The organism is Bacillus sp. AFS018417 (assembly GCF_002560985.1).
GTDB lineage: Bacteria > Bacillota > Bacilli > Bacillales > Bacillaceae_G > Bacillus_A > Bacillus_A rhizoplanae.
In genome coordinates, this window is record NZ_NTTM01000003.1 from 65,137 (window position 1) to 77,255 (window position 12,119).

The 12,119-nt window shown below is 36.4% G+C and carries 9 protein-coding genes; 2 read left to right on the forward strand and 7 right to left on the reverse strand.

Features of this window, described 5'->3' with window-relative positions:
* Nucleotides 1-21 precede the first annotated feature (21 nt).
* Entirely contained in the window at nt 22-1,071 is a 1,050-nt protein-coding gene (gene coxB / locus CN326_RS01745; RefSeq protein WP_098305629.1) for a cytochrome c oxidase subunit II, read from the reverse strand.
* A 92-nt stretch (nt 1,072-1,163) separates the two neighbouring features.
* Nucleotides 1,164-2,087, reverse strand: coding sequence for a heme o synthase (gene cyoE / locus CN326_RS01750; protein ID WP_098305631.1), 924 nt, complete (start codon nt 2,085-2,087; stop codon nt 1,164-1,166).
* 515 nt (nt 2,088-2,602) lie between these two features.
* Between cyoE and CN326_RS01755 the strand changes: the two genes are divergently transcribed.
* Nucleotides 2,603-3,550, forward strand: coding sequence for a COX15/CtaA family protein (locus tag CN326_RS01755; protein ID WP_098305633.1), 948 nt, complete (start codon nt 2,603-2,605; stop codon nt 3,548-3,550).
* Nucleotides 3,551-3,775: 225 nt separating this feature from the next.
* Here CN326_RS01755 and pyc read toward each other — a convergent pair whose 3' ends face one another.
* The 3 genes from pyc to CN326_RS01770 form a co-directional block, all read right to left on the reverse strand.
* Nucleotides 3,776-7,222, reverse strand: a complete 3,447-nt coding sequence (pyc, locus tag CN326_RS01760) for a pyruvate carboxylase (RefSeq protein ID WP_098305635.1) — start codon at nt 7,220-7,222, stop codon at nt 3,776-3,778.
* A 331-nt stretch (nt 7,223-7,553) separates the two neighbouring features.
* Nucleotides 7,554-8,750 (reverse strand): FtsW/RodA/SpoVE family cell cycle protein, encoded by a 1,197-nt coding sequence (locus tag CN326_RS01765; protein ID WP_098305637.1) that lies wholly within the window; start codon nt 8,748-8,750, stop codon nt 7,554-7,556.
* Between the two features lie 139 nt (nt 8,751-8,889).
* Nucleotides 8,890-9,174, reverse strand: coding sequence for an Fpa/YlaN family protein (locus CN326_RS01770; RefSeq protein ID WP_098305639.1), 285 nt, complete (start codon nt 9,172-9,174; stop codon nt 8,890-8,892).
* Between the two features lie 153 nt (nt 9,175-9,327).
* Between CN326_RS01770 and CN326_RS01775 the strand changes: the two genes are divergently transcribed.
* Nucleotides 9,328-9,825, forward strand: a complete 498-nt coding sequence (locus tag CN326_RS01775; RefSeq protein ID WP_098305641.1) for a molybdopterin-binding protein — start codon at nt 9,328-9,330, stop codon at nt 9,823-9,825.
* Nucleotides 9,826-9,953: 128 nt separating this feature from the next.
* On the opposite strand, the gene CN326_RS01780 is transcribed toward CN326_RS01775, so the two are convergent.
* On the reverse strand, nt 9,954-11,282 hold the full coding sequence (locus tag CN326_RS01780; RefSeq protein ID WP_098305643.1) for a PhoH family protein: 1,329 nt from the start codon (nt 11,280-11,282) through the stop codon (nt 9,954-9,956).
* A gap of 315 nt (nt 11,283-11,597) precedes the next feature.
* On the reverse strand, nt 11,598-12,053 hold the full coding sequence (locus CN326_RS01785) for a pyridoxamine 5'-phosphate oxidase family protein (protein ID WP_098305645.1): 456 nt from the start codon (nt 12,051-12,053) through the stop codon (nt 11,598-11,600).
* Nucleotides 12,054-12,119 lie beyond the last annotated feature (66 nt).

The window sequence follows — 12,119 nt, forward strand, 5'->3', positions numbered from 1 at the left end:
CCCTTCGCAAATAGTTTCTCTTTACTTTTCAACTTTTAATGTTTTTAAGTATGCGTTTAATGCATCTACTTGATCGTCAGTAAGATTACCGTATTTTCCAGTCATTTTGTTTCCTGGTTTCATGCTTTCAGGGTCTTTTAACCACTTCTTCACATTTTCCTCATTATTTTCAGCAATACCTGCAACCATATCACGATCTGCGAAGTTGGCTAAATTCGGTGCAATACGTGCAGTAGGCGGTCTGCTATCATTTGATCCAACAGCATGACAACCGATGCAACTCTTTTCAAAGATTTGTTTACCTTCCTGCTCTTGCGTAGAAGCAACAGCTTTCTTGCCATCTAAGTCCTTCATACTAGCAACCCATTTTTTGTACTCGCTTTCATCAACAGCTTTAACTTTAAACTGCATTAAAGCGTGAGATGGTCCACAAAATTCTGCACAAAAACCGTTATATGTGCCCGATTTGTCTGCTTTAATCCACATTTTGTTCGTATTATCCGGATTCGTATCCATTTTCCCCGCTAAAGATGGGACCCAAAATGAATGTTTAATATCAGAACCCTTTAAATTTAAATACACTTTTTTACCTGTAGGGATGACTAAATCTTGCGAAGTTACTAATTTTTCATTATTGTAAGAAAATTCCCACCAATAAAGATTCGCTGTTACATCAACAACGATTGTATCTTTATCAATATTCTTTTTCTCCATTGCACTAACGTCAGCAAGTTTAAACGTATATGTAACAGTAGGGACAGCCAATACCAATAAAAGTAAAATCGGAATGACTGTCCATATAATTTCTAGCTTGTGATTTCCTTCTACTTGCTTCGGAATATAGTTTTCCTGTCCCTTTCTTTGACGGAAACGCACAATTACATATAAGAAAATAATCGTAACAACAAGAACGACACCAACCATGATTGCACTGGCTAATAACAATAAATCATATTGCATTTTTGCTACTTCACCCTGTGGAATCAAAGTAGATTGAAAGGCTTTACCGCATCCCCCTAACAGTAAAGCCACTAGTGAAACGAGCGAAAGCAATCGCCACTGTTTCTTCATGCAAACAACCCCCACTTTCTTTGTTATTTAGATTGTACTTTATAGTAAGTAAAGTAAATCTCAATGTAAAGAAATCCCCTTATGTCGTTGTCTTAGAAGAATGTTACAACAATCATTGAAATAAATAAGATTGTTAAGTAATTCAAGGAGTATACAAACATTTGCACGGACCATTTGATGTCATCTTTCTTACGGTAGCCATAAAACCCTAACACGATCCAACCGATGTTAAGCAATGTTGCAATTATCATAAATGTTACTCCAAGTGCACTCATATAAAATGGCAGTGGCAATAAGCATACTGTCCAAATCATAATTTGACGTTTTGTAATATCAAATCCATACACAACAGGAAGCATTGGAATACCTGCATTGCGATATTCTTCAACACGTTTCATCGCAAGAGCGAGGAAGTGTGGGATTTGCCAAATAAACATAATTAAGAATAACATCCAAGCAATAGGATGATTCAAACTTGGATCAATAGCTGCCCAACCAATTAAAGGTGGAACTGCTCCTGATACACTACCTACTACTGTATTAAGTGTGTATGCTCTCTTTGTCCATAATGAATAAAGAACAACATATGTGAAAGCTCCAATAAAACCAATAAATGCAGCCATCGGTGTTGTAAGAAGCAAGAATACGAAACCTAATAATAATAGTACAATACCAAATGTTAATACAAAATTTGGTTTCATTTTTCCAGTTACTGTCGGACGATTTTTTGTTCGTTCCATTAAATGATCAATATCACGATCAATGTAGTTATTCAAACTACATGATCCTGCCATAATAAGTGCAGAACCAGCAATTGTGAAAAACATTTTATCCAGCTGATCCACAAAGTTTAATCCATTAAAATGTAGAGCCAACCAAAAACCAGTAAATACCGTTAATGTATTTGAATTTACAATTCCCATTTTTACAAGCGCTAACAAATCTTGTACACGACTTGTTTCCGGCACATCCGTTACGGTTGATTCCTCATGCAATTGACTTGTTGCATGGCTCATCGTTTCAACCCCCTCTAAAACTTTCATCATAATTACTCTGCAATGAGCATTTTATTCGAAATAAAACACTCTTTAGCTTCTATATAACAATATTATTACAGTAGAAATGTTGTTTTATGGTTCTGCTATTAATATACACTTCTCACTCGAATATATTAAAACATATTTCATGAAAAAATTGTGAAGAAAACATGAACTTTTTGTGTCTATGATTAAAAAAGTTTTTCCCTACTCACTTCATAATAGCACGTAATTACCTTTTATAATAAACCATTTTGTCAAATTCCGCATGTATTTCCGTTTATTTATTTATAAAATCCCCTAATTTTGTTAAAATAAGCAATTTATTTTCTGGATTTTAGTATTATTTCATCTTACCTTCTCCTTTCCTGTCCCCCTTTGCTATTTTATAAGATTTTATATATCATAGGACTGTAGTGCATTTCTGTTTCTATAATATTTATTTCATTAAAATATTGCACAATAACTTTAGAATAGAAAGCTGGTGAAAAGGATTGCAACGTTTTATAAAATGGTTAGCAGTCATTACGAGTTTTGATTTATTATGTGTTCTCCTTGGCGGAGCATTAGTTACTAAGACTGGTTCAGGACAAGGGTGTGGTAAATCTTGGCCGCTATGTAACGGGGAATTGCTTTCCTCGCACCTATCAATGCACACAATTATTGAGCTGAGTCATCGCCTTACTTCAGGCTCTGCAGGGATTCTTGTTACACTACTATGTGTCTTAGCTTGGAAATACTACGGACATGTTCGGGAAACAAAAACCCTTGCCATTCTGTCTTTCGCATTTTTAGTAGCTCAAGCACTCATGGGAGCAGCTGCAGTTGTATGGGGACAAGTTCCAGCTGTATTAGCAATTCATTTCGGTATCTCTCTTATTTCATTTGCTGCTGTTATTTTATTGACACTCCTCATCTTTGAAATTGATAAAAAGTTTGATGTCCACTCACTTAATATTGATAAGAAGATGAAATTTCATATTTACGGTGTAACAATTTACAGTTACATTGTTGTCTATACAGGGGCATTGGTACGTCATGAACATGCAAGCTTAGCATGTCCAACTTTTCCATTATGCAGCAGAAACAGTCCATTTCCAACGCAATTTCATGAATGGGTACAAATGGGACATCGATTTGCCGCTACATTAATTTTTGTTTGGATTTTATACGCAATGATTATAGCTATCCGGCAATATAAACAACAAGCTGTTATATATTATGGGTGGATCACAGCATTTGGCCTTGTGATGTGTCAAGCAATCTCTGGTATTTTAGTTGTATTCACAGGGGCAAGCTTAACGATGTCACTTCTACATTCACTCTTTATATCATGCTTATTTGCTGTATTATGCTATTTAGTTATGCTAGCAACACGTAGTAAATCAAACATACAAAAAACAGAAATGAATCATACTACACAGCAAAAGAAACTAATATAATAACTTTTCTATTGCGACAAGTTATTATTTTCAAAAAGCAAAAAGAGCTGCTTGATGCAGCTCTTTTTTATTTTTATCTTTTACAACTGCCAAATGAGTAAGATATGTAAAAAATCGTACACATAGCAGTTTCATCCCACATTAACGGGCCGTAAAAGCCCGATTGGTTCAACTAACCATCAGTGGAGGATGAAGACCCCCCACTGACGGAAGTTTCACTTTATTTTATTGTTCCAATTCAATCAACAAATCACCTGTTTGAATTGCCTCTCCATCTTTCACATACACTTTTTTCACCGTACCAGTAAATGGAGCTTGTACAGTTGTTTCCATTTTCATCGCTTCTGTAATTGCCATGGAATCACCTTTTTTTACTGTATCTCCTTCATTGACTACTACTTTAATTACAGTTCCCGGCATTGTTGCATTAATATGATTTGGGTTTTCGCGATTCCCCTTCACTCGTTGTGAAACTGTTGCTTTGATACTTTCATCTTTTACAACAATTTCACGAGGTTGTCCGTTAAATTCAAAATAGACAACACGTGTACCATCTAATTGTGGTTCTCCAATCGAAACTAATTTCACAATTAATGTTTTACCACGTTCAATTTCCACACCAAGCTCCTCACCAAGCCTCATACCATAGAAGAATGTTGGTGTATCAAGAACAGAGATATTTCCATATTGCTCTGCAACTTTTTGATAGTCCATAAATACTTTCGGATATAACGCATACGCTACAATATCAAACATCGTTACTTCACGACCAAGCTTATGGAATAACTCTTCTTTTACCCCTTCAAAATCAATTGGTTCTAACAGTTCACCTGGTCTTACTGTTAAAGGTTCTTTTCCTTTTAAAATAATTTCTTGTAACTCTTTCGGGAAACCACCGTACGGTTGTCCAAGATCACCAGAGAACATTTCTACAACTGATCCTGGGAAGTCTAATGCGTGACCACGCTCATAAATATCTTTCTCTGTTAAATGATTTTGTACCATAAATAGAGCCATATCACCCACTACTTTTGACGATGGAGTTACTTTAACAATATCACCAAACATATCGTTGACACGGCGATACATCACTTTCACTTCATCAAAACGATCTCCTAAACCGACAGCTTTTGCTTGTTGCTGTAGATTACTATATTGACCACCTGGCATTTCATGCATGTACACTTCTGTATGCGGTGCATTCATTCCACTTTCAAATGAAGAATAATATTTACGAACATCTTCCCAATAATGAGAGAGCTTCTCTAAAGATTTCACATCTACATTCGGTTGTCTTTCATTTCCTTCTAATGCATAGTACAACGTATTAGCGCTCGGCTGAGATGTTAATCCTGCCATAGAGCTTACCGCAACGTCTACAATGTCAACTCCAGCTTCAATTGCTTTCGCATATGTTAATACACCGTTTCCGCTCGTATCATGCGTATGAAGATGAACTGGAATCGATACCGTCTCTTTTAATGCGGAAACTAAATCATATGCTGCATTTGGTTTTAATAATCCTGCCATATCTTTAATACCTAAAATATGAGCACCTGATGCCTCTAACTCTTTTGCTAAGTTTTTATAGTAATTCAAATCATATTTACTGCGCATTGGATCATGGATATCACCTGTGTAACACATTGTTGCCTCTGCAATTTTACCGTTTTGACGTACAGCATCAATCGCAACGCGCATACCTTCTACCCAGTTTAGACTATCAAAAATACGGAATACATCAATACCAGCTTGCGCAGAACACTCTACAAACTTTTGAATTAAGTTATCTGGATAGTTTTTATATCCTACTGCATTTGATGCACGAAGAAGCATTTGGAATAATACATTTGGCATGCTCTCACGTAATTGTAATAAACGTTCCCATGGATCTTCTTTTAAGAAACGATACGCGACATCAAATGTTGCTCCGCCCCACATTTCTGCCGAAAATAAATTCGGTAGCATTCTTGCTGTTGGTTCAGCAATTTTTTCTAACTCTTGTGTACGGATACGTGTTGCTAATAATGACTGATGCGCATCACGGAATGTAGTATCCGTTAATAAAACTTGTTTTTGTTCTTGAACCCATTTTACTAATCCATCAGCTCCGCGCTCATCTAAAATTTGCTTCGTACCAGTTGGAATCGGTTCAGTATATTTCACATTTGGAACGCGCGCTTCTGCAAAAATCGGTTTTTCTTGTTTTCCTACTCCAGGAAATCCGTTGACTGTTACTGTGCCAATGTATGATAGCATTTTTGTACCGCGGTCTTTTCGTTTCGGAAATACAAATAATTCCGGTGAAGAATCGATAAACGATGTATCATATTCTCCTGTTAAAAAGTTCTTATGTTTTACAACGTTTTCTAGAAACGGAATATTTGTTTTAATACCACGAATACGGAATTCCTTTAAATTACGTTCCATTTTAGCTGCTGCTTGTTCAAACGTTAACGCCCAAGTTGTTACTTTTACAAGTAATGAGTCATAATACGGTGTAATAACTGCACCTTGGAAGCTGTTTCCTGTATCTAAACGTACACCAAAACCACCACCAGAACGATATGCCATAATTTTCCCTGTATCTGGCATGAAGTTATTAAGCGGATCTTCTGTTGTCACACGAGATTGAATCGCAAATCCGTGTGTAATTATATCTTCTTGTTTTGGAATACTTACTCTTTCGCTATGTAAAGCATAGCCATCAGCAATCAAAATTTGTGATTGAACGATATCAATGCCTGTAATCATTTCTGTAATCGTATGTTCAACTTGGACACGTGGATTTACTTCAATAAAATAGAAATTGTTTTCTTTTACAAGAAACTCAACTGTCCCTGCGTTCACATAATTGACATTTTTCGTTAATTGAACTGCAGCTTCACAAATACGATTGCGAAGTTCTTCTGAAAGAGACACACTTGGTGCTACTTCTACAACTTTTTGATGACGGCGCTGCACCGAGCAATCTCTCTCATATAAATGAACGACATTACCTTGTTCATCTGCCAATATTTGCACTTCAATATGCTTTGGGTTTTCAACAAACTTTTCAACATATACTTCATCATTACCAAACGCTGCTTTCGCCTCGGATTTCGCACGGTTATATGCTTCTTTTAATTCATCTTCGCTGCGTACGACACGCATTCCACGACCGCCACCACCAAGAGCTGCTTTAATAATAATCGGGTAATCATACGCTTTAGCAAAACTCTCTATTTCTTCAATTATACTTATCGGACCATCACTACCAGGAATGACAGGAATATTGGCTAATTGTGCTTGTGTTCTTGCCTTCACTTTATCCCCAAACATATCTAAATGTTTACTCTTTGGACCAATAAAGATAATACCTTCTTCTTCACAACGTTTTGCAAATTCAATATTTTCTGACAAAAAACCATATCCTGGGTGAATTGCATCAACATGATTGCGTTTTGCGATTTCAATAATACCTTCAATATCAAGATATGCATCGATTGGCTTTTTACCCTCTCCTACCAAATACGCTTCATCTGCTTTATATCGATGATATGAACCGCTATCTTCTTTCGAGTAAATCGCAACTGTGCGTAGTCCTAATTCTGTACAAGCTCGAAACACACGAATCGCAATTTCACCGCGGTTAGCTACTAATACTTTTTGAATACGTTGCAGCTTTTTCATGATTTTCCCCCTCTATTTTTCTATCATTCATAACAACATAAATTTGCCCTGCTTTAGCAGGAATAAGTACCTTACTTCTAGCAGTGGTATTCACTATCCGAAAGTTGCACTTTATTTTTATTCATCATACCTTATTTTTAGACAAATGATAAGCTTTCTGTCCAATTTGTCTCACAAAATTAGTATAGCATAAATTTCAATACGCAACCAAGCTTTTTGTAAAACACATTTAATTAAATGTGATATACTTTTTAATCAAAAACAGAAAAATAGGTCCTTTTTTCTAAAATTATGCACAAAAAGAAGCTTTGTACACTTGTACAAAGCTTCTTTATTTTACAACAACGAGGTGTCTCTCTTGTTTAGGCTGTTGCTGTTGCTCCCGCCCTTGTTGTTCTCTTTTTTCTCTCTGTTTTACAGAGCTAGCTACATTTAATAAAATCCCCATAGCTAGTAAGTTTGCTACTAAAGAAGTACCACCATAGCTAACAAATGGTAAAGGCACACCAGTAAGCGGCAAAAATCCAGTAACTCCGCCTAAGTTTACAATTGCTTGCACACCAATCATACTACCTATTCCGATTGCAAGTAGACTCCCAAAAGGATCTTGACATTTTTGTGCAACTCGAAAAGCACGGACGACTATGACTAGTAAACATATTAAAATAATCGCTACTCCAACGAAACCTAATTCCTCAGATACAATTGCCATAATAAAGTCTGTATGTGGCTCTGGTAAATACCCATACTTTTGGATACTATTTCCTAACCCTCTACCACTTATACCACCAGAAGCGATTGCAACAAACGAATTAATTAATTGAAATCCTTTTCCCTGCGGATCCGCAAATGGATTCCAAAATGTGGTGAAACGTGCGATTTGAACATCTGTTAAAACATTTTTCCCTATGAAATATCCCAAGGGAATCCATATAATAGATGTAAGGGCAATTCGTTTCATCCAAAGTTGAAACGGTATGCCCGAACAGAACGTCATGATTCCAATCGTTGAAAGAATTAATAATGTTGTTCCTAAGTCAGGCTGTTTCAAAATTAAATAAATTGTAATTGCTAAAAAAGCAACTACTCGACCAGCACCGTGCCAAATTGGTCCATCTGTCGTTTGCTTTTTTGCATAGAAACGCGCTAATACAATGATAATTCCTACTTTGATAAACTCTGAAGGCTGCATCCCAAATACCCATGATTTTGCATTGTTTACAACCGTTCCCCATTTTAATACTATTAGCAGCATACCGATGCTACCAACAACAATTAAAACGGTAACCATGCGCTTCCTCCATACTTGAAAAGGAATAAACATGATAACAATCAACCCGATTGTCCCAACTAACATTGCTTTTAACTGCGATCGAAAAAAGTGATCGCTCGTCCATCCATATTTCGGATAATACTTTGTAATCGCAACGATAGAACTGGCACTATACACCATAATGACTCCGAGCACGCATACGATAACAAGAGGAAGCACTAAAGAATAATCTATGGACTTCCAGACTCTTTTCATTCAAAATCCTCTTTCTCTTTTCTTTTTTAACAGTTGTATTCCATATGTATTTGTGTTCTTCCTGCTTTTCAGGAAAATCATTTTTTTGCACAAAAAAGCTCAAACTGATTCAGTTTGAGCTCCTTATTTGAACCAGCTATTATTGTTTGTTTGTAGAAGCTTCATGCAGTGCCGATAGCTCTCGTTCTAATTCTCCTAATATTTCCCTACCTTGCTCTTCCGCAATGAGACCAAGACGAACCGCAAAATCAACTTCACGGGATAAGCCAAACATTTGTGTGTCGAGCACCTCTTCGTATAATGGACATTGCGGCATCGTAAGGTTATCCATTTGCACCTTAATAAGTCTTAGAATTTTCTCTGCATCAGCTTGTAGAAGGGCAAGTGCCTTTTCCTGATGATTTGTTACTGTCTCAGACGTCAAATTGGTTCCCTCCGTTTCCGTCCTACTCTCCTATCCTATCTATTAATATTAGCGATAGTTTTCATAAATTGCAATAGAAACATTTCCTGTGACAATTGTCCCTAGTCCTATTATACTGAAAAGTGGGAGTATAAGACAAATGGGGGAACAATAATGAGTGAAATTTTATTTATTAACGGAAATGTACGCTTTCCAATTACAATTGATCCAAGTGTCTGGATTTTTGATGATCGAAAAGTTGACTTAACAACATACTTTACAAATCCAAAAGAAACAACAAATGAATTAGAACACTATACGAAACAAGCATCTAAACATTGGGATCGTGAAATTAGAGAAGGAGCTATTTTCCCGCCTGTCAATAAAAGCATTGCAAAATTTGAAAAAGAGAAAATCATTACAGGGACATTTGGTATACCGCTCGCTCCCTTTTTACAAAATTCCGAAATTTCCAGCGATGCAACTCATGTAGAAATTCATACAGAAACCGGCATCACAACTATTTCATTACAAAAAGCAAAGGATGCTATTCTCGGCTTTTCTAAAAACGGAAAGCCACTAAAAGAAGATGGTCCTGTTCATCTTTATTTCGGAGATAGCTCTAATATCAATGATCCAATTCGATATATTCGAAAGTTTACCATCGTGTAAAGTGAAACTTCCATCAGTAGGGCCCTCCTCACCAATTGGACTTTTACGGGCCGTTATCCCGCTATTCTCAGGACCTCTTCCGAGAATAGCGGGATAAACAAATAAGAGTGGCTTTTCACCACTCTCTCCTACAATAAATCCGCTGCTAGTTGCGCTAAATTAGAGCGCTCACCTTTCACAAATTTCACATGCCCACTAATTTTTTGTTCTTTAAACTTTTCTACAACATATGTTAAGCCATTATTATATTCATCTAAATACGGATGGTCAATTTGTTGCGGATCTCCCATTAAAACAATTTTACTTCTCTCTCCAACACGCGTTAAAATTGTCTTCACTTCATGTTTTGTTAAATTTTGCGCTTCATCTATAATAATAAACTGCTCTGGGATACTCCGTCCACGAATATACGTTAAAGCTTCCACTTCAATAGAACCCATTCCCGCTAAAATTGCATCTAATTCTCCAGGTTTTTTTGTATTGAATAAATATTCTAAATTATCATGAATAGGTTGCATCCAAGGCCTTAACTTCTCTGCTTTCTCTCCTGGTAAATACCCAATATCTTTTCCAACTGGAACAATCGGTCTTGCTACAAGTAGCTTTTTATACATTCCCAAATCTTCTGTTTGCATAAGCCCTGCAGCTAATGCTAATAATGTCTTCCCAGTCCCTGCTTTTCCAGTTAATGTAACAAGAGGAATATCTTCACGTAGTAATAATTCCATCCCCATAATTTGCTGTACATTTCGAGGACGAATCCCCCAAATTTGCTCATTCGGAAAAATAATCTTTTTTATTTTTTTTCCTGAATGATCAACAATACCGAGAGCTGAGCTTGACCCCCCTAAAGCATCCTTCATCACAATAAATTGATTTGGATAAAACGGATGATTTGCAATTTCAGAAAGAGGCAGCTCTCCTTTTTCATAAAAACGGTTTAAAATCTCTTTTTGTATGTAATACTCTAAAAAGCCCGTATATATGTTTTCTACTTCCGTAACACGGTCACTCAAATAATCTTCAGCTTGTAAATCTAGAGCATCAGCTTTTACTCTTACAAGTACATCTTTACTTACAAGGATGACAGATTTTCCATCTTCTTTTTCTTGCTCTTCTACTGATAAATTTTTGGCAACAGCTAAAATACGATTATCATTTGTTTTTTCTACGAAAATATCTTGTAATTGAACAAATGAACGATGATTTAGCTCAATCCGAAACGTCCCTCCATTCTCGAGAGGAATACTTTCATGCAGTTTTCCAAGTTCACGAAATTTATCTATTAGTTTTGATACGTAGCGTGCGTTCCTTCCAACTTCATCCATATAACGTTTCTTTGAATCTACTTCTTCTAGCACAACAGCCGGAATGACTACATCATTATTTTCAAAAGAAAAAATAGATAACGGATCCTGCAAAAGTACATTTGTATCTAGCACATAAATTTTATTCAACCTGTTACCCCCTGACTCCACCATGAAATTTGTAGAACAAGGGTTTCATCCATATTATGGACGAACCATTGTTATAATTATATGTACGGTATAAACGAGATAGAATAGAAATCACTTGAAATATAAAGTGAAACTTCCATAAGTTGATTTTTTCACCCTCCACTTATAGTTAATTGAACAAGTCGGATGTATGCCAGCAGTTCCCTCACCTACCTTCTTGGTTTTCTCAGAATCTTAAAGCAAGAGGGTTATCACCCGCAAGTAACGGGATACAGAAAAAGGATGAACAACTTTCTTTGCTGCCCATCCTTTTTTTCACACATCCTTCATCGCCGATAAAACTTGGTTATCTAACTTTGCCGCAGCACGAAGATCGTATGTTTTTTCATATTTTGGTTCAATAGCAAGCTTAGCACCGTAAAACATTACGTCACGCACCTCTTGCACAGAAACTTCAATTAAAGTTAATTTAAGCGGAACACCTTCCATCCGCTCTGATTTTATAATCGCTTCACCACTAATAGAATATACAGATTCATTCGCCATAACAGTAAGAACAAGTCCTGCACGATGGCGTAAATTCTCTACAATACGCGAGCGTTGATCCACTGCAAAACGGATAGATTTTTCATCCATTGCATATACCCATGAAATTGCATTTACATTTGGAACATCTTTTTCAAAATCAGTCGTTGCAATTGTGACAATACGTTCTTCACGCAACGCTTGCACTAAGATAGCTGTTAATGTTGGTTCTACTATGTTTGCCATGTTTCCACCTCCATAATCATCCATACTGATTCTGCTCTAACAGGCAATAAGACTCTCATTATAAGA

What these genes read in the sequence shown, in the direction of transcription:
- coxB (WP_098305629.1), bottom strand. Translation starts at nt 1,071, where the DNA reads ATGAAGAAACAGTGGCGATTGCTTTCGCTCGTTTCACTAGTGGCTTTA.
- cyoE (WP_098305631.1), bottom strand. Translation starts at nt 2,087, where the DNA reads ATGAGCCATGCAACAAGTCAATTGCATGAGGAATCAACCGTAACGGAT.
- pyc (WP_098305635.1), bottom strand. Translation starts at nt 7,222, where the DNA reads ATGAAAAAGCTGCAACGTATTCAAAAAGTATTAGTAGCTAACCGCGGT.
- CN326_RS01765 (WP_098305637.1), bottom strand. Translation starts at nt 8,750, where the DNA reads ATGAAAAGAGTCTGGAAGTCCATAGATTATTCTTTAGTGCTTCCTCTT.
- CN326_RS01775 (WP_098305641.1), top strand. Translation starts at nt 9,328, where the DNA reads ATGAGTGAAATTTTATTTATTAACGGAAATGTACGCTTTCCAATTACA.
- CN326_RS01785 (WP_098305645.1), bottom strand. Translation starts at nt 12,053, where the DNA reads ATGGCAAACATAGTAGAACCAACATTAACAGCTATCTTAGTGCAAGCG.